A 25,775-nucleotide genomic window follows, 5' to 3' on the forward strand; every position below is an offset into this window, starting at 1 on the left:
AGATGCGGGCCCGTTTCGGCGGGCCGGTTCTCTTGAAAAGGGCGGCCTTGATGAGTCCGCCCTTTTTCTTGGGCCGATTTCGCGACAATTTCGAGTCAAGCACGAGTTCTATGCAAAGCAGCAGCAATCTCTTTCCTGTGGCCTTGATCAGCGCCGAGCGGCGTGGCGACCTGATCGAGGACGTATACCGCCTCAAGCCCGGCAACAGCATGGATTTCACCGTCGAACTGGCCGTGACCCGCCTGGGCCTGGTCGCAACGCCTGACGTACGGGGCGTGCCGGTAATCCTGCTGCACGGCAGCTTTTCCAATCGACGTTTCTGGTATTCGCCCAAGGGCATCGGCTTGGGCGCCTATCTGGCCCGCGCCGGGTTCGACGTGTGGATTCCGGAAATGCGCGGTCACGGTTTGTCTGCGCGCAATGAAGCGTATCGATACAATCGCGTGGCCGATTACGCCCGTTACGATCTGCCGGCGATTGCCGCTTTCGTGGCCGAGCAAAGCGGGCAGGCGCCGCACTGGATCGGTCACTCGCTGGGTGGCACCACACTGGCAGCGGCCTTGGGCGGGCATTACTTTGCCGAAGGGCAGGTGGCATCGGCCGCGCTGTTCGGCAGTCAGGTCAGTCGTCGCTACTGGCCGCTGAAAGTGCCGCCGCTGCAGTGGAGCACCCGGCTGGTGCTCAAGCGCTTCGATCATGTCTCCGGCGCGCGCTTCAAGCGTGGTCCCGAGGACGAGCCGATGGGCATCGTGCTGGAGGCCATGGGCTGGCAGAGCCTGTTCGGCCGTTTCGGCGACAAGAAGGACGACTGGTGGTCAGGCCTGCGCCATGTCGACGTGCCGCTGCTGTGCGTGGCGGGTGCCGGCGATCATCAGGACCCTGAGTGGGCCTGCCGCGAGCTGTTCGAGCAGTTTGGCGGCGAGCGTAAAGAATTTCTCTGTCTGGGCCGCGAACACGGTTATGCCGAGGACTTCGGTCATGTGCAGATGCTGGTCAGCAAAGGCGCCCAGGCGCAGGTCTGGCCGCAGGTGGCAGACTGGCTGAATCGGCAGATCTTCGTCGCCCAGCCTGAATCAACGCTGAACATGGTGGCAACTCCCTGACTTGAGCGGTTGTCAGCCATTCCGCTCGTCGTCACTTGACGCTAAGCTTGCCGCCAATTGACGGACCCGCCGCTGAATACTCGTCGGTCAGGTTTTTGTTCTATATAAAGGAAGCATTGTGCTGGTCGCTGCGGTCTGACGTGAGGGCCGCTCAATGCCAGGCCAGACCGGCCTTCTTCCGATAGAGCCCTAACCGACAGGAGTTACCCATGCACTACATCACTCCGGATTTGTGTGACGCCTACCCAGAGCTGGTTCAGGTGGTCGAGCCGATGTTCAGCAATTTCGGCGGTCGCGACTCCTTCGGCGGGCAGATCGTCACCCTCAAGTGCTTCGAGGACAATTCGCGGGTACGCGAGCAGGCCGACCAGAACGGCAAGGGCAAGGTACTGGTGGTCGACGGTGGCGGTTCGCTGCGCTGTGCGTTGCTGGGTGACATGCTGGCGGAAAAAGCCGCGAAAAACGGCTGGGAAGGCATGGTCATCTTCGGTTGCGTACGTGACGTCGACGTCCTGGCGCAGACCGATCTGGGCGTGCAGGCGCTGGCCAGCCACCCGCTCAAGACCGAAAAGCGCGGTCTGGGCGATCTGAATGTGGTCGTGGCGTTTGGTGGCGTGACATTCCGCCCCGGCGAATATGTGTATGCCGACAACAACGGCATCATCGTATCGCCAAGCCCCTTGAAAATGCCGGAGTGACCGGTGTTTTGGGCTAGAGGACAGTAAGGACAACTGATGTTCGATGAAACCAATGCGCAGTGGGGGCTGGTACATGCCCTGGTGCTGGACGGCAAGGGCGGGGCGCGTTCGATCGCCCGCACCGATCTGGACAGCCTGCAACTGGAGCCCCACGAGAGTGTGTGGCTCCACTGGGACCGTAGCCATCCGCAGACCCAGACGTGGTTGCGCAAGGCCAGTGGCCTGAGCGAATTCGTTTGCGACCTGATGCTCGAAGAAAACACCCGGCCGCGGCTGTTGCCGTTACCGGACGATGAGCTGCTGTTGTTCCTGCGTGGCGTCAACCTCAACCCCGGTGCCGAGCCCGAGGACATGGTCTCGGTGCGCATCTTCGCGGCGGCCCAACGGGTGATTTCCCTGCGCCTGCGCTCGCTGCGGGCCACTGACGAACTGATCGGCCTGCTTCACGAGGGCAAAGGCCCGAAAACGGCGTCTGAACTGCTGGTCTACCTGGCTCAGCTGCTCACCGACAAGGTGCAGGCGGTGGTCAGCGAGCTGTCGGAACTGGTCGACGACATGGAAGATCGCATAGATGCCGACGAACGGTATATGCCCGAGCACGGCAACATGGTGCACATCCGTCGAAGAGCGGCGGGCATGCGTCGATTCCTGGCGCCGCAGCGCGATATTTACGCGCAGTTGACCCGCAGCAAGCTGCCCTGGTTTGTGGAAGACGATGCGGACTACTGGAACGAATTGAACAACAGCCTGACCCGCTATCTGGAAGAGCTGGAACTGACCCGCGAGCGCGTGGGGCTGGTGCTGGAGGCCGAAGATAGACGCCTCAGCGAGCGCATGAACAGGACCATGTACCGGTTCGGCATCATCACCGGGATCTTCCTGCCGATGAGCTTCATTACCGGTTTGCTGGGCATCAATGTGGGCGGCATGCCGGGTGCAGACAGCCCCTGGGGGTTCATGATCGCCTGCGCAGTCATGGTGGCGGTGGCAGTGGGGCAAATCTGGTGGTTCAAGCGTCTGCGCTGGATGTGACGGGCGAAAAATCATGTGCGTTCGTGTGACTTGTGCAAAACGCCCTGCGTCTGTCTGTGACATTACGTGAGGTGCCTATGCGCGACCCGTTTGAAGAATCGCTGCGCGACATGCTCAACTCGTCGTCCGCCAGCCGGGACGATGACGCTGTTCTGGGGCGAGTGTTGAAGACCGCCAACCGTCAGGTGGGGGCAGGGGATCTGTTCAGCCTGCTCGGGCGCTGCAGCCAGGCGTTGATGATCGCCGTGAACAACGGCTCGGCTCACGTTTCACCTGTTTCGCGTCGCAAGGCGACGATTGCCGGTACTACAGAAAACAAGGCTGATTGAATATGGAATTGGATCTCTGGACACAGAGCCTGGTCACCGCAATGACTGCGTTGTGGACCAAAGTCGCGAACTTCATCCCGAACCTGTTCGGTGCTCTGGTGGTTGTTCTGTTGGGTTTCGTGGTGGCCAAGCTGCTCGATACCCTGTTGTCCAAGCTGCTGGCCAAGCTGGGTCTGGATCGCCTGATGGCGGGCACCGGCCTGACCAAACTGATCAGTCGCGCAGGGATCCAGGTCCCGATTTCGACGCTGATCGGAAAGATCGTGTATTGGTTTGTGCTTTTGATTTTCCTGGTGTCGGCGGCAGAATCCCTTGGCCTTGAAAGGGTCTCGGCGACACTGGACATGCTGGCGCTGTACCTGCCGAAGGTGTTCGGCGCAGCGCTGGTGCTGCTGGTCGGCGTGCTGCTGGCGCAGCTGGTCAACGGTGTCGTCCGGGGCGCGGCTGAAGGCGTCGGTCTGGATTACGCCGGCGGCCTGGGTCGAGTGGCGCAGTGGCTGGTGATTATCATCAGCATTTCGGTGGCGATCAGCCAGCTGGAGGTGAAAACCGACCTGCTGAACCACGTCATCGTGATCGGATTGATTACCGTTGGTCTGGCAATTGCGTTGGCCATGGGGCTGGGCAGCCGCGAAATCGCGAGCCAGATTCTGGCAGGAATTTATGTGAGGGAGTTGTACCAGGTAGGGCAACAAGTGCGTATTGGAGAGGTCGAAGGGCAGATCGAAGAGATTGGCACGGTCAAGACCACGCTGCTGACCGACGAAGGAGAACTGGTGTCGTTGTCGAACCGGATCCTTCTCGAACAGCGAGTGAGCAGCCGCTGAACCGGCAAATCTGCTAATGTATGCCGCCGCAAAATCCCGGACGCCGGGATCTGGCGGACATTTACCTGACTGTCGGCACGACCTGTTTTGAATAAGCCTCAATCGCACTCACTGCGTTACGACCCCCGCGCGCTCTCCGACGAGGAGTTGGTGGCGCGCTCGCACGCCGAGCTGTTTCACGTGACGCGCGCGTACGAAGAGCTGATGCGGCGCTACCAGCGGACACTTTTTAACGTCTGTGCGCGGTATTTAGGGAACGATCGCGATGCTGACGATGTCTGTCAGGAGGTGATGCTTAAGGTGTTGTATGGCTTGAAGAATTTCGAGGGAAAATCGAAATTCAAGACCTGGCTCTACAGCATCACCTACAACGAATGCATCACGCAGTATCGAAAGGAGCGGCGAAAGCGTCGGTTGATGGACGCCCTGAGCCTGGATCCTCTGGAGGAGGCGTCAGAAGACAAGACGCCCAAACCCGAAGAGAAGGGCGGGCTCGATCGCTGGCTTGTGCATGTGAACCCGATCGATCGGGAGATCCTGGTGCTGCGATTTGTCGCAGAGCTGGAATTTCAGGAGATCGCGGACATAATGCACATGGGCCTGAGTGCCACGAAAATGCGCTACAAACGGGCACTTGATAAATTACGTGAGAAATTTGCGGGCGTTACCGAAACTTAACTCGGAGCAAATATCTCTAACGGGCAGGCAAGTTCTGATAGACTTGCCGATGAGTTGTCCCTCGATTAGGGGGACTGCTTCACAATCACCAGATGGGGATTTAACGGATGAAACTGAAAAACACCTTGGGCTTGGCCATTGGTACTATTGTTGCCGCAACTTCGTTCGGCGCACTGGCACAAGGCCAAGGCGCAGTCGAAATCGAAGGCTTTGCCAAGAAAGAACAGTTCGACAGCGCTCGTAATTTCAAAAATAACGGCAACCTGTTCGGCGGTTCTGTTGGCTACTTCCTGACCGACGACGTTGAATTGCGTCTGGGCTACGACGAAGTGCACAACGTTCGCAGCGACAGCGGCCGTAACATCAAGGGCGCGAACACCGCTCTGGATGCTCTGTACCACTTCAACAACCCGGGCGACATGCTGCGTCCATACGTCTCGGCTGGTTTCTCCGACCAGAGCATCGGTCAGAACGACCGTGGCGGCCGTAACCGTTCCACCTTCGCCAACATCGGCGGCGGTGCCAAGCTGTACTTCACCGACAACTTCTACGCCCGTGCTGGCGTTGAAGCTCAGTACAACATCGACCAGGGCGACACCGAGTGGGCTCCTAGCGTCGGTATCGGTGTGAACTTCGGTGGCGGCTCCAAGAAAGTCGAAGCTGCGCCTGCTCCAGTGGCTGAAGTCTGCTCCGACAGCGACAACGACGGCGTTTGCGACAACGTCGACAAGTGCCCGGACACCCCGGCCAACGTTACCGTTGACGCCAACGGTTGCCCGGCTGTTGCTGAAGTCGTACGTGTTGAGCTGGACGTGAAATTCGACTTCGACAAGTCGGTCGTCAAGCCAAACAGCTACGGCGACATCAAGAACCTGGCTGACTTCATGAAGCAGTACCCACAAACCACCACCACTGTTGAAGGTCACACTGACTCCGTCGGTCCTGACGCTTACAACCAGAAGCTGTCCGAGCGTCGTGCAGCTGCTGTCAAAAACGTACTGGTTAACCAGTATGGTGTTGGTGCAAACCGCGTGAACTCGGTTGGCTACGGCGAAACCCGTCCAGTGGCTGACAACGCTACTGAAGCCGGTCGCGCTGTTAACCGTCGCGTAGAAGCACAAGTCGAAGCTCAAGCTAAGTAATTAGCCCGCGCTTTGCGAAAAACCCGGCCTCGGCCGGGTTTTTCTTTTTCGGGATTCGGCTTCTGAATTAGCCGGATATTGTCCGATATGTAGCCGGAAGGTATCGGCATTACTACTGATGAACTGTCTGGTTAATGGCCATTTAATATCCATGCATATCCGCAAACTTCGGCGGCTATTTAACGGTGATTGAACGTCTATTCAGTGCCGTATCAGCCAGATCCAGAGCAACAGATTCAGCGCTAATGAAAGCAGCGCAAGGGTCCTCCAGACCTGTAAAGGTTCGCGTTCCAGCAGCGGTCGCGGACGATTCTCCAGCGTGGCAAGCTCGCCCTGTTTGAACTGCAACAGCCATTCTTCAGCCGTTTCGAAACGCCCCGCGGGTTTTGCATTAAGTGCTTGATTCATATGTCTTTCCAGCCATTCCGGGACGTCCGGCCGGTAGCGGGTGACGGGGGCAGGCTGGGCGAATCGTCGATGCTGGAACGCCTCGATCTCGCCGTAGGGATAATGCCCCGTCAGCAGGAAATACAGGGTCGCGCTGGCAGCATACAGGTCCTGCGCCGCTGCAGGTTCGGCACCTTCGAAAGCTTCGGGTGCGATGAAGCTCGGAGTGCCGGGCACTTCGCCCGGCATGTGCACGGAAAGCCCCGGGCAGAAGGCCAGACCGAAATCCAGCACCCGTAATTCGCCGTCCTCGTCGATCAGCAGGTTTTCCGGCTTGATATCGCGGTGCACGATGTTGCGCCGGTGCAGCAAGCCCAGCGCGCCGATCAGGTCCCGGGCAAGGCTCAGCCAGCGGCTCAGATCCATTGGCCCTTGCCGGGCGAAGGTTTGCGCCAGGGTTTGTCCGGGGTATTCACGCATCACGTAATACAAATGCTGGCGATCGGGCAGCGGGTGAACTTCGGGGAAGAACTTCCCGGCGACGCGGCGCAAGAACCACTCTTCCAGCAATAGGGCCTGGCCAGCGCCGTGCTCGTCGTGGCGGGTCTCGGGCAGGGTCTTGAGCAGCCAGGGCCGCTGCTGCGGGTCGAGGACCCGGTACAACAGCGACTGACGCGAGTCACCCAGACGTGCCTGGACGCTCCAGCCTTCGAACATCTGGCCGATCCTCAAAGGTGGCGGCAGCGGCCACTGTTGCAGCTGCAACAAGGTGTCGCCCAGTGCGTCGCTGCCCAGCCGGGTGACTTCGATCAGCACCGCGCTGGCATTGTCCTGGCCGCCTGCCAGATGCGCCGACTGCACCAGCGTACGCACGGCCGCATTGAGGTCTGGCTGGTCATTGAGGATCGAACGAATGCGATCGTCGCCCAGCACCGCCCACACGCCATCGCTGACCAGCATCAGGCGCTCGCCTTCGCGCAGTTCGCCGTCGCGGTAATCCATCACCACGTACTGATCCAGCCCCAGTGCGCGCTTGAGCACGTGCTGCATGTCCGGCTGCTCCCAGACATGATCTTCACTGATGCGCTGCCAGTGGCCCTGAAACCCGCGATACACCCGGCAATCGCCAACGTGAGCCAAGGTAAAGCGCCGGCCGCGCAGGACCAGCGCGCTGAGGGTGGTGAGCAGGCCGTTGGCTTGCAGCCAGCGATTTTGAGCCAGCAGCAGGCGATCCAGTGCCTGCGCCACGCCCCAGGTCTCGGGCGTGGCGTAGTAGTCCATTGCCAGCGCCTGCAGGGTCGAGCGTGCCGCCAGGCCGCCATCGACGCACTGGCTGACGCCGTCGGCCAGGGCAAACAGGTAACCCTTGCTGGCGGCCAGCGCTGGGGCCGGCGTCACCAGGCGCGTGGCGTCCTGGTTTTCCGCGCGCGGGCCACTGGCGCTGAACTCGGCGAAACGGAGTTGCAGGCTAGCCGCAGATTCGGGCGTAAGCGTCAGTGGCTGATTCATCGCAGGCTCAGACACGCGCCGCGGTGACGGCGGCCGAACCCCAGGTGGTTCTCCAGCGACGCTTGACGTTCATCAGGCCGAACCAGGCCAGCACGCCGAGTAGGGCGAACAGCCACAGGCCCAGTTGATAGTCGCCGGTGTTCTGCTTGATCGCGCCCAGGCCTGCCGCCAGCAGGAAGCCGCCGATGCCGCCGGCCATGCCGATCAGGCCGGTCATCACGCCGATTTCCTTGCGAAAGCGTTGCGGCACCAGCTGGAACACCGCGCCATTGCCAGCACCCAAGCCGAGCATGGCGGCCACGAACAGCACCAGCGCCGCCCATGAACTGGGCAGGTTGAAGCCCACGGCGGCGATGCAGATTGCAGCCACCGCGTACATCCCCGACAAGGTGCGGATACCGCCAAAACGGTCGGCCAGTGCGCCGCCCAGCGGGCGCATCAGGCTGCCGCCAAACACGCAGGCGGCGGTGTAATAGCCGGCGGTCACCGGGCTCAGGCCGTATTGGTCGTTGAAGTAGCCGGGCAGGGCACTGGCCAGGCCAATGAAACCGCCAAAGGTCACGCTGTAAAAGAACATGAACCACCAGCTGTCACGATCGCCCAGGGCCTTGAAGTAATCGGCCATGGATTTGGCCTTTGGCCGCTCGGGGGCGTTCTTCGCCATCAGCGAAAACGCCAGCAGCGTCAGCACCAGCGGCACCACGGCAAAGCCGAACACGTTGTTCCAGCCGAAGCTTGCGGCGAGGACTGGCGCGATCAATGCGGCGAACACAGTGCCCGAGTTGCCAGCCCCGGCGATGCCCATGGCCTTGCCCTGGTGTTGCGGCGGATACCACTGCGAGGCCAGGGGCAGGGCGACGGCGAACGACGCCCCGGCCATCCCCAGGCAGATGCCCAACAACAGCGCCTGTTCGTAGCTGTGGATGCCCAGTTGCCAGGCGCAGAACAGCGAAACGATGACGATGGCCTGGCCGATGATGCCTGCGGTCTTGGGCGACAGCTGGTCGGCGAGCATGCCCATCAGAAAGCGCAGGATGGCGCCGGCCAGGATCGGTGTGGCGACCATCAGGCCGCGCTGTTGCGTGGTCAGGTGCAGGTCGGTGGCGATCTGCACCGCCAGAGGGCCCAGCAGGTACCAGACCATGAAGCTCAGGTCGAAATAGAGGAAGGCTGCAAACAGTGTGGGTTTGTGCCCGGCGTTCCAGAAGCTTGTATTCATCTAACACCTCATCTGCAGGAAATCATCGTTGTGCCAGGCGCGTTGCACCGTCACGGGTCAGGTCTTGCAGGTGAAGCACCGGCACGGCGCTCCACCCGGCCCGTTCTCTGGGGCCAAAACGAAAAAACGTCGCCACCCGGTCCGCCCGAAGCGAAGGGGTGTGCGACGTCTTTGTCGAAAGTGGGGCAACCGCCGTTGGTTACCTGTGAAATCTGTAAAGCAAAACATGGGCCAGCAAGGAGTGTTTGCAATATCAACCTGTGGGAGCCGGCTTGCTGGCGAATGCGTCGGTCCATTCGATAATGTGGCGTCTGACCTTACGCCTTCGCCAGCAAGCCGGCTCCCACGGCCTTCGGCCAGAAACAGCGTCTGCAGGCGCTGCGAAGTGCTCTAGCCCAGCAACTCACTCATCGCAATGATCTGCTCGGCCACCTGAATCAGCTTCTGCTGCCGGCTCATGGCCTGACGCCGCATCAAGGTGTAAGCCTCTTCCTCGTTGCAGCTTTTCATCTTCATCAACAGGCCCTTGGCGGTCTCGATGCGTTTGCGCTCGGCCAGTTGCTGGTCCCGCGCCTGCAATTGCGCGCGCAGGTCCTGATCGCTTTCGAAGCGCGCCATGGCCACGTCCAGAATCGGCTGCAGGCGCTGTGCGTGGATGCCTTCGACGATGTAGGCGCTGACCCCGGACTTGATCGCCTGGCGCATCACGCCCGGGTCGTGCTCGTCAGTGAACATCACGATCGGCCGGGGCAGGTCGCGGGTGACCAGCACCACTTGCTCCATCACATCGCGGCTGGGGGATTCGGTGTCGATCAGAATCACGTCCGGGCGCACCGCCTGCACGCGCTGGGGCAGATCGATCACCAGCCCGGATTCATCGATTACCTCGAAACCGGCCTCGGTGAGCGCGGTCTTCAGGCGGCCGACCTTCTTTGCCGTGTCGTTGATCAAAAGGATTCGCAGCATGTCGGCGTCTCCTCAGTGATCGTTGGCGACAAGCGCCGGATTGGCCAGCGCATGGAGTTTGAAGCTTGCGGCGTAACCGGCCGGGTCGCTGCCGTCCCAGACCTTGCCGTCGATCAACTGGCTGCTGCGCATCGCGTTGGCGGGCACGCGGATATCCAGCGCCTCGGCGGCCTGGCGATACAGCGCCAGTTGCTGCACTTGCCCGGCAACGGCCAGGTAGTCAGGGTCTTCGCGCAGCAGGCCCCAGCGGCGGAACTGGGTCATGAACCACATGCCATCGGACAGGTACGGCATGTTCACCTGGCCCTTGCGATGAAAGCTCAGGGCATGGTGATCCTGCCAGTGGTTGCCCAGGCCGTCGGTGTATTCGCCCAGCAAGCGGGCTTCGATGTCCTCCACCGGCGCGTTGACGTAATCGGTGCCGCTGAGCATCTGCGCGGTGCTGCGGCGGTTTTCCAGGCTGTCTTCGATGAAGCGGCTGGCATCCAGCACCGCCATGATCAGCGCGCGGGCGGTGTTGGGGTATTGCTCGACGAACTGACGGTTGCAGCCCAGGACCTTCTCCGGGTGATCCGGCCAGAGGGTCTGCGAGGTCGCCAGGGTGAAGCCCAGATTCTGGCTGACCGCCCGTGCGCCCCACGGCTCGCCGACGCAGAAGCCATCGATGCGCCGGGCTTGGAGGTGGTCGACCATGCGTGCGGGCGGCACCACGACGCTGTTGACGTCCTGCAGTGGGTGAATGCCCTGGCTGGCCAGCCAGTAATACAGCCACATCGCGTGATTACCGGTGGGCAGGGTCTGGGCGAAGGTCAGTTTTGTCTCGCTTTGGTGCGTGCGTGTTTCCAGTGCCTCAGGAGTGATCACGCCCTCGTGCTTCAGGGCGCTGGAGAGGTTGATGCTCTGGCCATTCTGGTTCAGGCCCATGAGCACCGCCATGTCGGTGGCAGGGCCGCCGATGCCCAGCTGCGCGGCGTAGATCAGGCCGTAGAGGCTGTGGGCGGCATGCAGCTCGTTGTTCACCAGCTTGTCGCGCAGGGCGGTCCACGAAGGCTGGCGCCGCAGGTTGATGTTCAGGCCGTAATGCTGGGCGAAGCCCTGGGTCGCGGCGACGATCAGCGAGGCGCTGTCGGTCAGGGCCATGAAGCCGACCTCGATGCTGCCGAGTTCCGGCGCGTCGCTGCCGTTGATCCAGGCCAGTGGGCTGTTGGGGCTGTCGTTCATGATCGTGGTTCCGCATGAAGAGGGCGGTGCGCGCGGGCGCTGCCGATCTTCCATAAAAAAACGCCGCATCCCCCGGAATGGCTTCCGGACGATCACGACGCCATTGTCCCGGGCAGGTCCCGCCGTTGGGTCGAGCCGGATACAGTGCAACTAGCAAGCGATATGCCAGTGATTGCGGGCGGGCGCGCAAAGTTGCCGAGATGCCTCGCACTCACCCCTGTGCACGTCTATAATCGCCCGCTGACTTCAGCCGCAATCGAGCCGCGCCCGCCCATGTATAACCTGGCCCGCCAGTTACTGTTCAAACTCTCCCCGGAAACCTCCCACGATCTGTCCATCGACCTGATCGGCGCAGGCGGTCGTCTGGGGCTTAATAGTCTGTTCAACAAGGCGCCGGTGCGTTTGCCGGTGACGGTCATGGGCCTGCAGTTTCCGAACCCCGTGGGCCTTGCCGCAGGGCTGGACAAGAACGGCGCGGCCATCGACGGCTTCGCGCAGCTGGGCTTCGGTTTCGTCGAGATCGGCACTGTCACGCCGCGTCCTCAGCCGGGCAACCCCAAGCCGCGGATTTTCCGCCTGCCCCACGCCGAGGGCATCATCAACCGCATGGGCTTCAACAACCTGGGCGTCGACAATCTGGTCAGCCGGGTGCAGGCCGCAAAGTACAACGGCGTGCTGGGCATCAACATCGGCAAGAACTTCGACACCCCGGTCGAGCGCGCGGTGGATGACTACCTGATCTGCCTGGACAAGGTCTACGCCCACGCCAGCTACATCACCGTCAACGTCAGCTCGCCCAACACCCCGGGCCTGCGCAGCCTGCAATTCGGTGACTCGCTCAAGCAGTTGCTCGAAGCGCTGCGCGTGCGTCAGGAAGCGCTGACCGGCATCCATGGCAAGCGCGTGCCGCTGGCGATCAAGATCGCCCCGGACATGAGCGATGAAGAAACCGTGCTGGTGGCCAGTGCCTTGCTGGAGTCGGGCATGGACGCAGTGATCGCCACCAACACCACCCTGAGCCGCGAGGGCGTCGAAGGCCTGCCGCACGCCGATGAGGCCGGTGGTCTGTCCGGTGCGCCGGTGCGCGAGAAGAGCACCCACATCGTCAAGGTGCTGGCCGGTGAGTTGGGCGGCAAGTTGCCGATCATCGCAGCGGGCGGAATTACCGAAGGCCAGCACGCCGCCGAGAAGATTGCGGCGGGGGCCAACCTGGTGCAGATCTACTCGGGCTTCATCTACAAGGGCCCGGCGCTGATTCGCGAGTCGGTGGACGCGATCGCGGCAATGTCGCGCTAAGCCTCGCTCGGTTTTTCAGACACAAAAAAGAGGGGCTCCGAAATGGAGCCCCTCTTTGGGCCTAAGCCCGCCGTCCGGATGGGACGCGCATGGTTATCTTAAAAAGCGAATCTGATTGTCGGATCTCTCTGTTTGAAGAAACCTTTGATAAGTCGGATTTTTCCTGTGCTGTTTGAGTGTCAGCCGACCGCGTGAAGTTCGTTGAGTCTGTGGATACCCGCAGTGCCGGTCATACCGTCCCAGTTGTCGCCTCGGCCTTCGCGCCAGCCGTTTATCCAGGCTTGACGTACCGACGGTAGAGTAAATGGGCAAAGCTCACGGGATTTACCAGTTACGCCGTATTGATATCCGCGCGAAAAAGCTCTTTCCAACGGATCACGCTTAAGTCTTCTCATAGGGTGTTGCCCTCGTTTGTTGACTGTAATGTCCCTGGAGACCTCAGGTTGAGGTCGGGCAGAAATCTTCTGCCTTTAATGCCCGCTGCCGGCGTCGCGGGCCCTGTGCCACCGTCGTTGCGTCGATGGCCTGAGGTGATTTCTAACCATTGGGCGGTACGTTGTGAATGACCGTTTTGTCATAAGAACGTCATTCTTGAGGCATAAAGACCATAAGTGCTGAATCGTTTCGAGTGTGTTTTTTCAGCGAACCGCCCTGAAACGAGGGTCTTCATGAAATTTGCAAGTCATTCTCATGTGCAAATGGTGGCGGATTGACGTCAGATTTAAAACGACGAAGGGTCAAGGATGTGACTTTTTATTACTTCCGTTGTCGGGCTGAATAGTGGTTTTTTAATATCAAAGTGCGCGCTGGGGGTTCCTGGCGAGCATAAGCGCTGCAGGCGAACCGTATCGTCGCGGCAAAGGCACAACCGGTGTGCCGCGCAGACGTTCTCCACGAAAGACGTCTGTTTCAATCGGGCGGGGCAATGCGTTGTCTCGCCGCTCAAGAGCCTATGGCCTGGAATACACATGTCGGACCGTTTCGAACTTTTTCTCACCTGCCCCAAAGGCCTCGAAGGGCTGCTCGTTGACGAGGCCACCACGTTGGGCCTCGAAGACATCCGCGAGCACACCTCGACCATCCGTGGCAGTGCCGACATGGAAACGGCCTATCGGCTGTGCCTGTGGTCTCGCCTGGCCAACCGCGTGTTGCTGGTGCTCAAGCGTTTCCCGATGAAGAACGCCGAGGACCTCTACTACGGCGTCCATGACATCGAGTGGGCCGATCACCTGGAGCCCGATGGCACCCTGGCCGTCGAGTTCAGCGGCCACGGTTCCGGCATCGACAACACCCACTTCGGTGCGCTGAAGGTCAAGGACGCCATCGTCGACAAACTGCGCACTGCCGACGGCGCGCGGCCTTCGATCGACAAACTCAACCCGGACCTGCGCGTGCACCTGCGTCTGGACCGTGGCGAGGCAATTCTGTCGCTGGATTTGTCCGGCCACAGCCTGCACCAGCGCGGCTATCGCCTGCAGCAGGGCGCAGCGCCACTCAAGGAAAACCTCGCCGCGGCGGTGTTGATCCGGTCCGGCTGGCCACGCATCGCCGCAGAAGGCGGGGCGCTCGCCGACCCGATGTGCGGTGTGGGCACCTTCCTCGTCGAAGCGGCGATGATCGCCGCCGATATTGCACCCAACCTCAAGCGCGAGCGCTGGGGCTTTTCGGCCTGGCTGGGCCACGTGCCAGCGCTCTGGCGCAAGCTGCACGACGAAGCACTGGCCCGGGCCGAAGCAGGCCTGGCCAAACCGCCGCTGTGGATTCGCGGCTATGAAGCCGACCCGCGCCTGATTCAGCCGGGCCGCAACAACGTCGAGCGTGCGGGCCTGTCGGACTGGATCAAGATCTACCAGGGCGAAGTCGGTACGTTCGAGCCGCGTCCGGACCAGAACCAAAAAGGCCTGGTCATCTGCAACCCGCCGTACGGCGAGCGCCTGGGCGACGAAGCCAGCCTGCTGTACCTCTACCAGAACCTGGGCGAGCGCCTGCGCCAAGCCTGCCTGAACTGGGAAGCGGCGGTGTTCACCGGTGCGCCGGACCTGGGCAAGCGCATGGGCATTCGCAGCCATAAACAGTATGCGTTCTGGAACGGCGCCTTGCCGTGCAAGCTGCTGCTGATCAAGGTGCAGCCGGACCAGTTCGTCACTGGTGAGCGGCGCACCCCGGAACAGCGTCAGGCCGAGCGCGAGCAAGCCGCTTATGACCAGCTGCCGGACGCACCGCAGGAGCGCAAGTTCAACAAGAACGGCAACCCGATCAAACCAGCCCCGGCGCCGGTGGTCGAGCAGCCGCGCCTGAGCGAGGGCGGGCAGATGTTCGCCAATCGTCTGCAAAAGAACGTCAAGGCGATGGGTAAATGGGTCAAGCGCGAAGGCATCGATTGCTACCGCGTGTACGATGCCGACATGCCGGAATACGCCATGGCCATCGACCTGTATCACGACTGGGTTCACGTTCAGGAGTATGCCGCACCGAAATCCGTCGACCCGGAAAAGGCCTCGATCCGCATGTTCGACGCCCTGGCGGCCATTCCCCAGGCGCTGAACATCGACAAGAGCCGGGTGGTGGTCAAACGCCGCGAGCGGCAGAGCGGCACCAAGCAGTACGAACGCCAGAGCGCCCAGGGCAAGTTCCAGGAGGTGCAGGAAGGCGGCATCAAGCTGCTGGTCAACCTGACCGACTACCTGGATACCGGCCTGTTCCTCGACCACCGGCCAATGCGCATGCGCATCCAGAAGGAAGCGGCGGGCAAGCGTTTCCTCAACCTGTTCTGCTACACCGCTACCGCCAGTGTGCACGCGGCCAAGGGCGGGGCGCGCAGCACCACCAGCGTCGATTTGTCCAAGACCTACCTGGACTGGGCGCGGCGCAATTTCTCGCTCAACGGTTTCTCCGACAAGAACCGTCTGGAGCAGGGCGATGTGATGGCGTGGCTGGAGTCGAACCGCGACGAATATGAGCTGATCTTCATCGATCCGCCGACCTTCTCCAACTCCAAGCGCATGGAAGGCGTGTTCGATGTGCAGCGCGATCAGGTGCAATTGATCGACCTGGCCATGGCGCGACTGGCCAAGGGCGGGGTGCTGTACTTCTCCAACAACTTCCGCAAGTTCCAGCTGGAAGAGAACCTGACCGAGCGCTACTCGGTGGAGGAAATCACCCAGCAGACCATCGACCCGGATTTCGCCCGCAACGGGAAAATCCACCGCGCCTGGAAAATCACTGCCAAGTGATAGGCCTCGATGCGCTGGCCAGCCCCGGCCAGCGCATCGCCGGTTCTAAACAGGACGACGCACAGCACTAGGCAAACTAATGGCTAATCGCTATAAATGAAGCCTGACCGCGCGTTGTGGCAGCACTGTGGCGTCATGAGTTCTGCGTATGTCGTCAAACCGGGCAAGCGCCAAGATCCTTGGCCTGATCAACGTCGACACTTCCTCCTGGGTGGTGGCGTCGCTCGTGTTTTCGGCAGGCGTGGTGCTGACCGCGATGTTGGCGCTGGCCAATGTCGAGGTCTATCAGCGCCAGTTGCGTCAGCGCTTCGAGTTGCTCGCCAATGAGCGGGTCAGCCGCATCCAGGACCGCCTCGAAGGCCAGATTCGCCGTCTCGATGGGCTGCGTCGTTTCTTCGTCTTTTCCGACGATGTCTCTGAAGAGGAGTTCAACGGTTTCGCCCGTCCGCTGTTAATGCTGACCCAGGCGTACTCATGGGCGCCCAGAGTGATAGACGCCGACCGCGCGCAATTCGAGCGCAACGCGCAGGCTGCGGGGTTGAGGGATTTTTCCATTCGCGAGCTCGATGAACATGAGCGCCTGAAGACCGCGCAATCACGGCCGCTGTACTTTCCCGTGCGCTATACCCAAAGCCGCAGCACCGTTGCGCTGCCGCTGGGTTTTGACGTGAGCTCCGAAAGCCGCCGCCAGGCCACGCTGGCGCGTGCACTTCATTCCGACGGCATGGCAGCGTCGCCGCGCATGGAACTGGTGGGGCTCGAGGAAGAGAACCGCAAAGGCGTGCTGCTGGTGACGCCTGTGATCAGCCGCCCGCAGCTGGGCGTGCCCGGTTCTGGCACGCTGCAAGGGTTCCTGATGGCCGTGATCAGCCTGCGCAAGATGATGACCGAAGGCCTGCCGCCCACCGAGCAGGACAACCTCTCACTGATCCTTGAGGACATCACAGACGGGCAAACCCCGGATGTGTTGTACGAATCTGCCGCTCAGGCGGCAGGCAGCGAGCTCAAGGTCAGTCAGATCCTGAACTTTGCCGGGCGTGACTATCGCCTCGAGATTCGCCCGACCGCGCTGTTCATCGGCACCAACCCTTCATCCAATGACAGTGTGGTGGTGCTCGGTGCGCTGCTCAGTTTCATGCTCAGCGCCTTGCTCTACGTGTTGATCAGCCAGCGCCAGCGCGCCTTGCGCCTGGTCGAGCAGCGCACCCTGATGCTGCGCCAGCGCGAGCAACAACTGCGCAGCGCCCACGGCCAGCTGCGCAACGTGTTGGACGCCGCGACCCAGGTGGCGATCATCGCCACGGACCTGGAGGGGGTGATCACCACGTTCAACATCGGTGCCGAGAGGATGCTCGACTACAGCAGCACCGAGGTGTGCGGGCAACTGACCCTGCGCCAGCTGCACCTGTCCAGCGAACTGGACGAACACGTCTGCGAGCTGAGCCAGCGCTACGGGCGCTCGATCAAGACCTGCGAGGCGATGTTGGTCGAAGCGGTCGAGGAGCATGGCCACCAGGCCCATGACTGGACCTTCGTGCGCAAGGACGGTAGCAGTCTGCGGGTCAACATGCAGGTCAGCCCCGTGCTCGACGAGCACGACCAGTGGATTGGTTATCTCGCGGTGTGTCTGGACATCACCGAACGCAAGCGGGTCGAAGAAGAGCTGCGCACCATGTCGGTGACCGACGCCCTGACGGGCGTCTACAACCGCCGTTATTTCCAGGAGCGGCTGCAGGCCGAGCTGATGCGCGTCGAGCGCCATGGCGGGGTCTTTGCCGTGGTGATGCTGGACATCGATCACTTCAAGTGCATCAACGACCAGATGGGCCACGCGGTGGGCGATCACGTTCTGCAGGCCATCTGCAAGCGCCTGTGCCACCGCTTGCGCCGCACCGACGTGTTCTGCCGCCTGGGCGGAGAAGAGTTCATGGTGCTGTGCCCGGACACCGATGGCGACCAGGCCTATGCACTGGCCTCGGAACTGTGGGCCGCCCTGCGGGCCGAGCCGGTGGACGGGGTTGGGCGCGTCACCGCCAGCTTCGGCATCGCCAGCTGGCGCAAGGGCGAGGGCGGGGATTCGTTGCTGCTGCGTGCGGATTCCGGGGTGTATGCGGCGAAAATGGCTGGGCGGGATCGGATAGAGCCAGAGTTGCTTTGATCGGGTGCATGACCCGACGCGCTACAGCAGCACAGCTCGCCAGCGGGAGTGATGTTGAAGAGGACCCGATGGCAAGCTGGGCTGCTACTGGGCTGTGCTCAGGTTGCTCCTGATTCACCCCTGAAGCTGCTTGGCCACCTCAACCCCCGCAGAACTCAACTTGACCGGATACCTCAGCGTCCGCTCACCGCTGGTCGGCTTGCCCACGCAGCCGTCGTGGATCAAGCCCGCCTGCTGCAGATGCTCCAGGGTGTCGGCCACGGCATTCTCGCCCCGGTAATTGTCCAGCACCTCCTTGCCAAGGCCCGCCGGATGCGCGTGCAACAGTCGGGTCAGAACCTCTTTCTTCAGCGTATTGTCGATGGTCATACCTACCTCGCTTTGCTGGTTTGATGAGCGCTGCTTGTAGATACCGACCGCCGCATCCCGCGATGGTTTGGACTTTTATTCGGCCAATGCCAGTTTCCACTGAACCTGAGTCACGCCAAGCCCTTCTGCCTGGCGCATGGCCAGGCGCAGGGGGCCGGCGGCGAAGGTGCCGTCAAGGTCGCCGACACCGGCGTGCAGGGTCGCAAAGTGCAAGGCTTCGCGCTCGCACAAGTGCCGGGCGTGATGGGAGAACTGTCTGGATTCGCCGCGAAACTGGTAATGAATTTCAAAATCCCTGGAGTCATTCATCATCTTGGCCTGTTGGGCGTGGTGCACGCCGCGCTGAAATTGAGTACTTCCTGATGTACCAGACAGCTTGATCCGCCGATGCATCGGAGGTGCTGTCACTTCATTTCGAGACCGATACAGGCGCGTTGCCAAAAAAGAGGCCTGGAATCGTGATGCGTTTTCTCTGCCTGAGACGAGTAGCTGCGCTTTCCCCCGCAAGGCTACCGACTGCCAGAGAATTGCATTGTTGGATGATCTTTTGAACCGCTCGCCGATAAGCGGCCATGTGCCATATCTGTTTGAATAGGCGCACGTATTCGAAGGATTGAATCAGTATGTAACTGCATGTTTTTGGATAGGTATCTGCATCTTTCGGCATCTTCAGTGCATCGGCAAAATCGGATTCCGGAAATGATTTGTCGAAAAAGGCAATCTGATGGCCCGCTATCAGCAGGTTTTCTGGAAAAATCCTTTCTTTTCAGGCAATTCCGGGACGAGGGCATATGCGTAGAGTGGTTTTTGGCGTGATGACGTTGATGTTGATGGCAGCGGCATTGCCTGCTCAGGCCCGGACAGTGAGCAAGCAGGATCTTCAGGTCTGCAAATGGGGCGCTGGCGTGGCGCAGACGGCGCAGCAGTCCAAATTGTCAGGCACTACCTTGTACAGTGCCCGCAAGAAATTGCAGGCGCGAAAATACACTCAGCCGTGGATGCGCAAGATGGCGATCGGGATCACCGAGCAAACCTACAAGAGCCCCTCGCGCTTGAGGCCTTCTGCGGTGAGACAAACCTATTACGACGGTTGCATCCAGCACGACCTGGCCCGCAAGTAGCTTGCGTCAGACCGGCCGGTTCCGGGCGCTCATGCTAAGGCGCCCGGGTCAGTTCCTCGATCAGTGGCAGTTCCCTGCCAGACGGTAATGCTCGGCTTCAGCTGCCGCCGCACTGGCGAATTCGACGCGGTTCTTTTCCGCGATCGAGTCGTATGACGGGCAACCCGGGCGGTGATAAACCTTGGTGGTCTTGTTGCCGCGAATCGCCACGGTCAGGTTCTTCGCGCCGTCATTGGCGGCGGCTGCAGGCTTCATCGGGTTGGGCAATGCGGTCTTGGTGGGCGCCGCCGCAGTGGCCGGGCTGGCGCCGCTGAAGTTGGCGGTGATGAACACCGGCGCATGGTCCGAGATGCTGTCGCGACCTTGTGCGTGGGTCATGCCCAGAAACTTGGGATAGTTGAATACCTGAACGTTGCTGACGCGAATCGCCGAGTTTTTGCTGACGAAAATGTTGTCATACAGATTCGAGAACTTGCCGTCCGTGGTTGACAGCGTACTCGCGCCATTGAGCACCAATGGCCGGGCGCTGGCGTCCAGGTTGTTCCATGCCGGTGACGTCGGCGGCGTGTTGAAGTCGCCCATCAGCATGATCGGGTTGTTGCCAGGGTAGGTGTCTTTCAACCACGCCCAGTAATCGGACAGGGCGGTGATTTCAGAGGCTCGGTCGGCCTGGCTCTTGCCGTACAGGATGTGCACCGTCGCCACGACGAAGGTGGTGCCGTCCTTGAGCGACTTGAAGCGGGCGGAGTAGGGCTCGCGCTCGAAGGTGTCCTTGCGGTCGAGGTAGGTCACTGCGCCATCTTCATAGGCGACCACATCGTCGCGCCACACGAAACCGTACATTTCCTTGTAGGACTTGCGACCCACCGCATGGGAGGCCATCGAGCTCCAGTGCTTGCCGGTCTGCTTGCTCAGCTCCTTGGCCAGCGCGTCGAGCGCCTCTTCATTCATCAGTTCCTGTACGGCGAGGAAGTCCACTTTCTGGGCGACCTTGGCGATGCCCTGGAAATCCTTGTTCGGCCGCACGCTCAGGTGCTCCAGGTTCCAGGTGCCGATATTGACGTCAGCGGATGCGTTTTGCAGAAAAGAAAGGGCCAGCAACAACGAAACAAAAAATCTGAACATCTTTACCCACTACAGGCTGATTCGAATGAAAGCCGAACGAGCGCCAGGCTCGTCGGCGTGTTGGAAGGACAGGGGATTGCGGGGAGGCGTCGGGCGGAACCTGCGTCAGTCAGTCTTCCTTGGGCACCGTCCAGAAGATCTGTACGCCGCCGTCATCTCGCCAGGCGAGGGTGACGTTGTCGTTCTCGGCGATTTCCTCAAGCAGCTGGCTCCAGTCATCTTCCTGCTCATCGGCCAGGCGAAAGATCAGGGCAGAGCGGGAGCGCTGTGCGGTGGGGGCGTTGATGATTTTCTGGATGCGCATGCCCAGGCGTTCGTAGGAGCCGGACGAAGCAGTTGCAACAGTGGCGTCAGACACAGGAAAGTCCCTTGTTATTGCTGTATGTGCATACAGTATTTGAGTGTCGGACGTTTCGCAACATCGACGTAGGCAAATGCTTCCGGCGATGTCGTCCGTTGATGCTGATCATTGCCCTGCGCCCGCGAACCAAAGTCGATCGTGTCGATCAGATTCTCTGTTGGCGATTCGGTTCGCCAGGTTCGCAAATAAAGGAGTTGTCATGAAGATCAAAGGGTTAGGGCTTTGCATGGCGCTGATCTGTTGCGCAGGGCTGGCGGGTTGTTCGACCGCCACGGTGGTGACGCTGCAAAACGGCACACAATACGTGACCAAGGATTTGCCGAAGACCAAGAGCAAGGACGGCTTCTATGAGTTCCAGGACATTTCCGGCAAGACCGTCAGGGTACGTGCCGACGAAGTGGCGACGGTGAAGGAGGAGGACTGACGGTCCCGAGGGTGCGGCGAGGGCGCGGGGCGTCGTGATATTCTGGCGCCCGAGCCTTTATCCTTGTGGAAACATTCCGTGAAATTCATTCATCAGCGCGAACACCTCAACGAAGACGACATCGTGGTCATCGAGTGTTCGAACACCTGCAACATCCGCCTCATGAACGACGCCAATTTCCGCAGTTTCAAGAATGGCGGGCGCCACACCTATCACGGCGGCGCGTTCGACCGGTTTCCGGCGAAGATCGTGGTGCCCAGCACCGGTTTCTGGAACATCACCATCGACACGGTGACCCAGCGGGCGATCAGCGTGACCCGCAAGCCCAACGTCAAGCATTCGATCAAGATCGTGCGACGCTCAAGCTCGCGGCTGGGTTGACGCCTGGCTCAACCGTAGTCGCGCAGGCGCACGGCAGGTGCCGGGATCGATTCGGTGCGCTTGCCGAAACCGGCCCTGATGCGCGAGATTTCGGCGCGGATCTTGTCGCGCACGTGCATCTGCTCGATCTCCGACAGGGACTCATACCAGTGCCGTTGAGCCTCCCGGCTTTTTTCCACGCATGCCACGCCGGGAAGGGAAGCGATCATCGATGCAATGAAGTCCGAAGCCGGATCTGACTTTTCCTCGGTACGACTGTCCTTTGCGGCCGGGTCCATCGTTTTACTCCCCCCATCCATCCGAAAAAAACTGTTAGCGCTGCTGGTTGTGTGGCGATACCTCGCGGCGGTCATAGTAGCGCAGCAATTGCGTCTGTAGGCCAGTGGCCAGCAAATAATAATATTTCAGATGAGGCTATGCTCACAAATGACTGTTTTACGGTACTTTTTTACGGCGGGATGAGACGAGATCTAACGCGCAGAGAGGATGCAACACTTTGCAGATTGACAAAGCGTTGCCTGATTGCCCATAGTTTCGATCACGCAAACGTTTGCGAAGGGCTCACGCTCGCCTGAAACCCCGCATTCGTTGCCGATACAATAATCATAAATATCGGAGTGATTCCATGAAGCTGCCATTCGCTGCACGTCTTCTTGCCGTAGCCATGCTCACCGCTGGCGCTGTAGCCCTGCCTCTCTCTGCTGCCCACGCCGACGACGCAAAAAAACCTGTCGTCGCGCTGGTGATGAAATCCCTCGCCAACGAATTCTTTCTGACCATGGAAGACGGCGCCAAGGCCTACCAGAAACAACATTCGGCCGACTTCGACCTGATCTCCAACGGCATCAAGAACGAATCCGACACCGCGGCGCAGATCGACATCGTCAACCAGATGATCGTCAAGAAGGTCGACGCGCTGGTCATCGCGCCTGCTGACTCCAAAGCCCTGGCTTCGGTGATCAAAAAGGCCATGGATGCCGGGATCAAGGTCGTCAACATCGACAACCAGCTCGATGCTGACGTGCTGAAAAGCAAGAACATCGAAGTGCCGTTCGTAGGCCCGAACAACCGCAAGGGCGCCAAGCTGGTGGGTGACTACCTGGCCAAGCAACTGAGCGCGGGTGACGAAGTCGGCATCATCGAAGGCGTGCCGACCACCACCAACGCCCAGCAGCGCACCGCCGGTTTCAAGGATGCGATGGATGGCGCGCAGATGAAGATCGTCTCTACCCAGTCGGGTAACTGGGAAATCGACAAGGGCAACGCTGTTGCCGCTGCGATGCTCACCGCGCACCCGAATCTGAAAGCACTGCTGGCCGGCAACGACAGCATGGCGCTGGGCGCCGTCTCTGCGGTCAAGACCGCAGGCAAGACCGGCAAGGTCCAGGTCGTGGGCTACGACAACATCAAGGCAATCGAGCCTATGCTCAAGGATGGTCGCGTGCTCGCGACGGCTGACCAGTTCGCCGCCCGGCAGGCTGTGTTCGGCATCGATACCGCGCTGAAAATGGTCAAGGGCGACAAGCTCGACATCAAGGACGGCGTCATCGAGACCCCGGTCGAGCTGGTCACCAAGCCGCAATAAGCGCGATTCGTCGCCATCATCTGTAAGCAGCGTCTGCCCGCCGGGGCAGGCGCGTGGAGCGTGTTATGTCAGCGTCTGCAAAGGCCGCTGTTCTGTCTGTCAGCGGCATCGGCAAAACCTACGCCCAACCTGTGCTCGGCGACATCGACCTTGAGTTGATGCGCGGGGAAGTGTTGGCCCTGACCGGGGAAAACGGTGCAGGCAAGAGTACCTTGTCGAAAATCATCGGTGGGCTGGTCACGCCCACCACCGGCCAGATGCAATTCCAGGGGCAGCCGTACCAGCCGGCCAGCCGCACACAGGCCGAAAAGCTCGGCGTGCGCATGGTCATGCAGGAGCTGAACCTGTTGCCAACCCTGTCGGTGGCCGAAAACCTGTTTCTGGACAACCTGCCCAGTCGGGCCGGTTTCATCAATCGTAAAAAGCTGCGTGAAGACGCGATCAAGGCCATGGCCCAGGTCGGCCTCGACGCCATCGATCCTGACACGCTGGTGAGCGAGCTGGGCATCGGCCATCAGCAGATGGTGGAAATCGCCCGCAACCTGATCGGCGATTGCCACGTGCTGATTCTCGACGAGCCGACGGCCATGCTCACGGCCCGGGAAGTGGAGATGCTCTTCGAGCAGATCACCCGCCTGCAGGAGCGCGGCGTTTCCATCATTTATATCTCCCACCGCCTGGAAGAACTGGCCCGCGTGGCTCAGCGCATCGCTGTACTGCGCGATGGCAAGCTGGTCTGCGTCGATGCCATGGCCAACTACAACAGCGACCAGTTGGTGACCCTGATGGTCGGCCGCGAGCTGGGCGAACAGATCGACCTGGGCAAACGCCAGATCGGTGCCGTGGCGTTGTCGGTCAAGGGCCTGAGCCGTTCGGACAAGGTCCGTGATGTGTCCTTCGACGTGCGGGCGGGCGAGATTTTCGGCATCTCCGGCCTGATTGGTGCGGGACGCACAGAATTGCTGCGCCTGATCTACGGCGCCGACATCGCCGACAGTGGTTCGGTGCAGGTGGGCAGCCCGCTGCGGCAAGTGCGCATCGATTCGCCGGTCGATGCCGTCAGCCATGGCATCGCCCTGATCACCGAAGACCGCAAGGGCGAGGGCCTGCTGCTGTCGCAGTCGATCAGCGCCAACATCGCGCTGGGCAACATGCCGGCGATTTCCAGTGCGGGCGTGGTCAACGGCGCTGCGGAAATGGCCCTGGCCAGGCGTCAGGTCGAAGCCATGCGCATTCGCAGCTCGAGCCCCACGCAACTGGTGTCGGAGTTGTCTGGTGGCAACCAGCAGAAGGTGGTGATCGGCCGCTGGCTGGAGCGCGACTGCCAAGTGATGCTGTTCGACGAACCCACTCGCGGCATCGACGTCGGCGCCAAATTCGACATTTACGCACTGCTGGGCGAGCTGACCCGCCAAGGCCGCGCATTGGTGGTGGTCTCTAGCGATCTGCGCGAGTTGATGCTGATCTGCGACCGCATCGGCGTGCTCTCTGCAGGGCGCCTGATCGACACCTTCGAGCGCGACAGCTGGACCCAGGACGAACTGCTCGCCGCGGCCTTCGCCGGATATCAAAAACGTGATGCGCTGCTCGCTGAAGCCGCGCCCAGGACTGCCTGATGAAAACTTCTACCACTCAAGCCGCGCTGCCTTCCGTGGGCAAGCGCAGCGGCAATTATTTTGGCCTGGGCACCTATCTGGGCCTGGCCGGCGCCTTGCTGGCGATGATCGTGCTGTTCTCGCTGCTCAGCGATCACTTTCTGTCTTATGAAACCTTCAGCACCCTGGCCAACCAGATCCCCGATCTGATGGTGCTGGCGGTGGGCATGACTTTCATTCTGATCATCGGCGGCATCGACCTGTCGGTCGGTTCGGTGCTGGCGCTGGCGGCGTCGGCCGTGAGCGTCGCCATGCTCGGCTGGGGCTGGGGCGTACTGCCGGCGGCGCTGCTGGGTATTGTCTGCGCCACGGCGGCGGGCACCCTGACCGGTTCGATTACCGTGGCCTGGCGCATTCCGTCGTTCATCGTGTCGCTGGGCGTGCTGGAAATGGCACGGGGTCTGGCCTATCAGCTGACTGATTCGCGCACCGCCTACATCGGCGACTCGTTTGCCTGGCTGTCCAACCCGTTGGCGTTTGGCATTTCGCCTTCGTTCGTGATCGCCCTTGTGGTGATCTTCGCCGCTCAGACGGTGCTGACTCGCACGGTGTTCGGTCGCTACCTGATCGGTATCGGCACCAACGAAGAAGCCGTGCGTCTGGCGGGGATCAATCCCAAGCCCTACAAGATCCTGGTGTTTTCCCTGATGGGGCTGCTGGCGGGGATTGCTGCGCTGTTCCAGATTTCCCGTCTGGAAGCCGCCGACCCCAACGCAGGCTCCGGTCTGGAGTTGCAGGTCATCGCAGCGGTCGTGATTGGTGGCACCAGCCTGATGGGCGGCCGTGGTTCGGTGATCAGCACCTTCTTCGGCGTGCTGATCATCTCGGTGCTGGCGGCAGGCCTTGCGCAGATCGGCGCCACCGAACCGACCAAACGCATCATCACCGGCGCGGTGATCGTCGTGGCAGTGATCCTCGACACCTACCGCAGCCATCGCGCTAAACGGCGAGGCTGA

Annotated in this window: 26 protein-coding genes; 16 read left to right on the plus strand and 10 right to left on the minus strand. The window is 61.0% G+C overall.

Annotation, left to right across the window (positions count from 1 at the left end; all coding sequences use genetic code 11):
- Positions 1-110 precede the first annotated feature (110 nt).
- The 7 genes from AC1MEK_RS13340 (at position 111) to AC1MEK_RS13370 (ending at position 5,809) form a co-directional block, all read left to right on the plus strand.
- On the plus strand, positions 111-1,103 hold the full coding sequence (locus AC1MEK_RS13340; RefSeq protein WP_480396760.1) for an alpha/beta fold hydrolase: 993 nt from the start codon (positions 111-113) through the stop codon (positions 1,101-1,103).
- 209 nt (positions 1,104-1,312) lie between these two features.
- Complete coding sequence (gene rraA, locus AC1MEK_RS13345) at positions 1,313-1,801, plus strand: ribonuclease E activity regulator RraA (RefSeq protein WP_480396761.1); 489 nt, start codon at positions 1,313-1,315, stop codon at positions 1,799-1,801.
- Positions 1,802-1,837: 36 nt separating this feature from the next.
- The gene (locus AC1MEK_RS13350; RefSeq protein ID WP_480396762.1) at positions 1,838-2,833 is read left to right on the plus strand and encodes a zinc transporter ZntB; all 996 of its coding nucleotides are present in this window, start codon (positions 1,838-1,840) and stop codon (positions 2,831-2,833) included.
- A gap of 77 nt (positions 2,834-2,910) precedes the next feature.
- The gene (locus AC1MEK_RS13355; protein WP_480396763.1) at positions 2,911-3,162 is read left to right on the plus strand and encodes a CrfX protein; all 252 of its coding nucleotides are present in this window, start codon (positions 2,911-2,913) and stop codon (positions 3,160-3,162) included.
- Between the two features lie 2 nt (positions 3,163-3,164).
- Positions 3,165-3,989, plus strand: coding sequence for a mechanosensitive ion channel family protein (locus AC1MEK_RS13360; RefSeq protein ID WP_480396764.1), 825 nt, complete (start codon positions 3,165-3,167; stop codon positions 3,987-3,989).
- 87 nt (positions 3,990-4,076) lie between these two features.
- Entirely contained in the window at positions 4,077-4,667 is a 591-nt protein-coding gene (sigX, locus tag AC1MEK_RS13365) for an RNA polymerase sigma factor SigX (RefSeq protein WP_480396765.1), read from the plus strand.
- A gap of 107 nt (positions 4,668-4,774) precedes the next feature.
- Positions 4,775-5,809 carry an OmpA family protein gene (locus tag AC1MEK_RS13370; protein WP_480396766.1) on the plus strand — a complete coding sequence of 345 codons (1,035 nt, stop codon included), beginning with the start codon at positions 4,775-4,777 and terminating at the stop codon, positions 5,807-5,809.
- 201 nt (positions 5,810-6,010) lie between these two features.
- On the opposite strand, the gene AC1MEK_RS13375 is transcribed toward AC1MEK_RS13370, so the two are convergent.
- The 4 genes from AC1MEK_RS13375 to AC1MEK_RS13390 all read right to left on the minus strand — a co-directional run bounded on the left by AC1MEK_RS13375 (position 6,011) and on the right by AC1MEK_RS13390 (position 11,111).
- Positions 6,011-7,705: a bifunctional protein-serine/threonine kinase/phosphatase gene (locus AC1MEK_RS13375; protein WP_480396767.1), complete on the minus strand. Its 1,695-nt coding sequence runs from the start codon at positions 7,703-7,705 to the stop codon at positions 6,011-6,013.
- 7 nt (positions 7,706-7,712) lie between these two features.
- A complete protein-coding gene (locus tag AC1MEK_RS13380; RefSeq protein ID WP_480396768.1) occupies positions 7,713-8,924 on the minus strand; it encodes a nitrate/nitrite transporter in 1,212 nt (403 codons plus the stop codon).
- Between the two features lie 390 nt (positions 8,925-9,314).
- Positions 9,315-9,890 (minus strand): ANTAR domain-containing response regulator, encoded by a 576-nt coding sequence (locus AC1MEK_RS13385; protein ID WP_480396769.1) that lies wholly within the window; start codon positions 9,888-9,890, stop codon positions 9,315-9,317.
- Between the two features lie 12 nt (positions 9,891-9,902).
- Positions 9,903-11,111, minus strand: coding sequence for a CmpA/NrtA family ABC transporter substrate-binding protein (locus AC1MEK_RS13390; RefSeq protein WP_480396770.1), 1,209 nt, complete (start codon positions 11,109-11,111; stop codon positions 9,903-9,905).
- Between the two features lie 273 nt (positions 11,112-11,384).
- Between AC1MEK_RS13390 and AC1MEK_RS13395 the strand changes: the two genes are divergently transcribed.
- Positions 11,385-12,407 (plus strand): quinone-dependent dihydroorotate dehydrogenase, encoded by a 1,023-nt coding sequence (locus AC1MEK_RS13395; protein ID WP_480396771.1) that lies wholly within the window; start codon positions 11,385-11,387, stop codon positions 12,405-12,407.
- Positions 12,408-12,586: 179 nt separating this feature from the next.
- Here AC1MEK_RS13395 and rmf read toward each other — a convergent pair whose 3' ends face one another.
- Positions 12,587-12,802: a ribosome modulation factor gene (gene rmf / locus AC1MEK_RS13400; protein ID WP_010223328.1), complete on the minus strand. Its 216-nt coding sequence runs from the start codon at positions 12,800-12,802 to the stop codon at positions 12,587-12,589.
- A gap of 573 nt (positions 12,803-13,375) precedes the next feature.
- Between rmf and rlmKL the strand changes: the two genes are divergently transcribed.
- Positions 13,376-15,640, plus strand: coding sequence for a bifunctional 23S rRNA (guanine(2069)-N(7))-methyltransferase RlmK/23S rRNA (guanine(2445)-N(2))-methyltransferase RlmL (gene rlmKL, locus AC1MEK_RS13405; RefSeq protein WP_480396772.1), 2,265 nt, complete (start codon positions 13,376-13,378; stop codon positions 15,638-15,640).
- 148 nt (positions 15,641-15,788) lie between these two features.
- Positions 15,789-17,798, plus strand: a complete 2,010-nt coding sequence (locus AC1MEK_RS13410) for a sensor domain-containing diguanylate cyclase (protein WP_480396773.1) — start codon at positions 15,789-15,791, stop codon at positions 17,796-17,798.
- Positions 17,799-17,912: 114 nt separating this feature from the next.
- On the opposite strand, the gene AC1MEK_RS13415 is transcribed toward AC1MEK_RS13410, so the two are convergent.
- Entirely contained in the window at positions 17,913-18,167 is a 255-nt protein-coding gene (locus AC1MEK_RS13415) for a hypothetical protein (RefSeq protein WP_480396774.1), read from the minus strand.
- A gap of 75 nt (positions 18,168-18,242) precedes the next feature.
- The gene (locus tag AC1MEK_RS13420; RefSeq protein WP_480396775.1) at positions 18,243-18,476 is read right to left on the minus strand and encodes a DUF6555 family protein; all 234 of its coding nucleotides are present in this window, start codon (positions 18,474-18,476) and stop codon (positions 18,243-18,245) included.
- A gap of 482 nt (positions 18,477-18,958) precedes the next feature.
- Between AC1MEK_RS13420 and AC1MEK_RS13425 the strand changes: the two genes are divergently transcribed.
- The gene (locus AC1MEK_RS13425; RefSeq protein WP_480396776.1) at positions 18,959-19,288 is read left to right on the plus strand and encodes a hypothetical protein; all 330 of its coding nucleotides are present in this window, start codon (positions 18,959-18,961) and stop codon (positions 19,286-19,288) included.
- Between the two features lie 60 nt (positions 19,289-19,348).
- Here the strand turns inward: AC1MEK_RS13425 and AC1MEK_RS13430 are convergent, their stop codons facing one another.
- Together AC1MEK_RS13430 and AC1MEK_RS13435 are read right to left on the minus strand one after the other, a co-directional pair.
- Entirely contained in the window at positions 19,349-20,413 is a 1,065-nt protein-coding gene (locus tag AC1MEK_RS13430) for an endonuclease/exonuclease/phosphatase family protein (RefSeq protein ID WP_480396777.1), read from the minus strand.
- A gap of 109 nt (positions 20,414-20,522) precedes the next feature.
- Positions 20,523-20,717, minus strand: a complete 195-nt coding sequence (locus tag AC1MEK_RS13435) for a DUF1654 domain-containing protein (RefSeq protein ID WP_480397021.1) — start codon at positions 20,715-20,717, stop codon at positions 20,523-20,525.
- Positions 20,718-20,973: 256 nt separating this feature from the next.
- On the opposite strand from AC1MEK_RS13435, the gene AC1MEK_RS13440 reads away from it, so the two are divergent.
- Entirely contained in the window at positions 20,974-21,198 is a 225-nt protein-coding gene (locus AC1MEK_RS13440; RefSeq protein WP_480396778.1) for a YgdI/YgdR family lipoprotein, read from the plus strand.
- A gap of 78 nt (positions 21,199-21,276) precedes the next feature.
- On the plus strand, positions 21,277-21,579 hold the full coding sequence (locus AC1MEK_RS13445) for a DUF1883 domain-containing protein (protein ID WP_480396779.1): 303 nt from the start codon (positions 21,277-21,279) through the stop codon (positions 21,577-21,579).
- An 8-nt stretch (positions 21,580-21,587) separates the two neighbouring features.
- Here the strand turns inward: AC1MEK_RS13445 and AC1MEK_RS13450 are convergent, their stop codons facing one another.
- Positions 21,588-21,857: a hypothetical protein gene (locus AC1MEK_RS13450; protein ID WP_480396780.1), complete on the minus strand. Its 270-nt coding sequence runs from the start codon at positions 21,855-21,857 to the stop codon at positions 21,588-21,590.
- A 347-nt stretch (positions 21,858-22,204) separates the two neighbouring features.
- On the opposite strand from AC1MEK_RS13450, the gene AC1MEK_RS13455 reads away from it, so the two are divergent.
- The 3 genes from AC1MEK_RS13455 (at position 22,205) to AC1MEK_RS13465 (ending at position 25,775) form a co-directional block, all read left to right on the plus strand.
- Positions 22,205-23,164: a substrate-binding domain-containing protein gene (locus AC1MEK_RS13455; protein ID WP_480396781.1), complete on the plus strand. Its 960-nt coding sequence runs from the start codon at positions 22,205-22,207 to the stop codon at positions 23,162-23,164.
- A gap of 65 nt (positions 23,165-23,229) precedes the next feature.
- Positions 23,230-24,780 carry a sugar ABC transporter ATP-binding protein gene (locus AC1MEK_RS13460; RefSeq protein WP_480396782.1) on the plus strand — a complete coding sequence of 517 codons (1,551 nt, stop codon included), beginning with the start codon at positions 23,230-23,232 and terminating at the stop codon, positions 24,778-24,780.
- Positions 24,780-25,775 carry an ABC transporter permease gene (locus AC1MEK_RS13465; protein ID WP_480396783.1) on the plus strand — a complete coding sequence of 332 codons (996 nt, stop codon included), beginning with the start codon at positions 24,780-24,782 and terminating at the stop codon, positions 25,773-25,775. Before AC1MEK_RS13460 ends, AC1MEK_RS13465 begins: the two co-directional genes overlap by 1 nt.

This window comes from Pseudomonas sp. 2, assembly GCF_056627435.1.

Excerpts from the sequence above, each read along its gene's own strand:
- rlmKL (WP_480396772.1), top strand. The coding sequence starts at position 13,376 with ATGTCGGACCGTTTCGAACTTTTTCTCACCTGCCCCAAAGGCCTCGAA.
- AC1MEK_RS13440 (WP_480396778.1), top strand. The coding sequence starts at position 20,974 with ATGAAGATCAAAGGGTTAGGGCTTTGCATGGCGCTGATCTGTTGCGCA.
- AC1MEK_RS13465 (WP_480396783.1), top strand. The coding sequence starts at position 24,780 with ATGAAAACTTCTACCACTCAAGCCGCGCTGCCTTCCGTGGGCAAGCGC.
- AC1MEK_RS13390 (WP_480396770.1), bottom strand. The coding sequence starts at position 11,111 with ATGAACGACAGCCCCAACAGCCCACTGGCCTGGATCAACGGCAGCGAC.
- AC1MEK_RS13435 (WP_480397021.1), bottom strand. The coding sequence starts at position 20,717 with ATGCGCATCCAGAAAATCATCAACGCCCCCACCGCACAGCGCTCCCGC.
- AC1MEK_RS13360 (WP_480396764.1), top strand. The coding sequence starts at position 3,165 with ATGGAATTGGATCTCTGGACACAGAGCCTGGTCACCGCAATGACTGCG.
- AC1MEK_RS13425 (WP_480396776.1), top strand. The coding sequence starts at position 18,959 with ATGCGTAGAGTGGTTTTTGGCGTGATGACGTTGATGTTGATGGCAGCG.
- AC1MEK_RS13430 (WP_480396777.1), bottom strand. The coding sequence starts at position 20,413 with ATGTTCAGATTTTTTGTTTCGTTGTTGCTGGCCCTTTCTTTTCTGCAA.
- AC1MEK_RS13450 (WP_480396780.1), bottom strand. The coding sequence starts at position 21,857 with ATGGACCCGGCCGCAAAGGACAGTCGTACCGAGGAAAAGTCAGATCCG.
- AC1MEK_RS13410 (WP_480396773.1), top strand. The coding sequence starts at position 15,789 with ATGTCGTCAAACCGGGCAAGCGCCAAGATCCTTGGCCTGATCAACGTC.
- AC1MEK_RS13340 (WP_480396760.1), top strand. The coding sequence starts at position 111 with ATGCAAAGCAGCAGCAATCTCTTTCCTGTGGCCTTGATCAGCGCCGAG.
- AC1MEK_RS13415 (WP_480396774.1), bottom strand. The coding sequence starts at position 18,167 with ATGACCATCGACAATACGCTGAAGAAAGAGGTTCTGACCCGACTGTTG.
- AC1MEK_RS13375 (WP_480396767.1), bottom strand. The coding sequence starts at position 7,705 with ATGAATCAGCCACTGACGCTTACGCCCGAATCTGCGGCTAGCCTGCAA.
- AC1MEK_RS13460 (WP_480396782.1), top strand. The coding sequence starts at position 23,230 with ATGTCAGCGTCTGCAAAGGCCGCTGTTCTGTCTGTCAGCGGCATCGGC.
- AC1MEK_RS13455 (WP_480396781.1), top strand. The coding sequence starts at position 22,205 with ATGAAGCTGCCATTCGCTGCACGTCTTCTTGCCGTAGCCATGCTCACC.
- AC1MEK_RS13370 (WP_480396766.1), top strand. The coding sequence starts at position 4,775 with ATGAAACTGAAAAACACCTTGGGCTTGGCCATTGGTACTATTGTTGCC.
- AC1MEK_RS13395 (WP_480396771.1), top strand. The coding sequence starts at position 11,385 with ATGTATAACCTGGCCCGCCAGTTACTGTTCAAACTCTCCCCGGAAACC.
- AC1MEK_RS13420 (WP_480396775.1), bottom strand. The coding sequence starts at position 18,476 with ATGAATGACTCCAGGGATTTTGAAATTCATTACCAGTTTCGCGGCGAA.
- AC1MEK_RS13385 (WP_480396769.1), bottom strand. The coding sequence starts at position 9,890 with ATGCTGCGAATCCTTTTGATCAACGACACGGCAAAGAAGGTCGGCCGC.
- AC1MEK_RS13380 (WP_480396768.1), bottom strand. The coding sequence starts at position 8,924 with ATGAATACAAGCTTCTGGAACGCCGGGCACAAACCCACACTGTTTGCA.
- AC1MEK_RS13355 (WP_480396763.1), top strand. The coding sequence starts at position 2,911 with ATGCGCGACCCGTTTGAAGAATCGCTGCGCGACATGCTCAACTCGTCG.
- rmf (WP_010223328.1), bottom strand. The coding sequence starts at position 12,802 with ATGAGAAGACTTAAGCGTGATCCGTTGGAAAGAGCTTTTTCGCGCGGA.
- rraA (WP_480396761.1), top strand. The coding sequence starts at position 1,313 with ATGCACTACATCACTCCGGATTTGTGTGACGCCTACCCAGAGCTGGTT.
- AC1MEK_RS13350 (WP_480396762.1), top strand. The coding sequence starts at position 1,838 with ATGTTCGATGAAACCAATGCGCAGTGGGGGCTGGTACATGCCCTGGTG.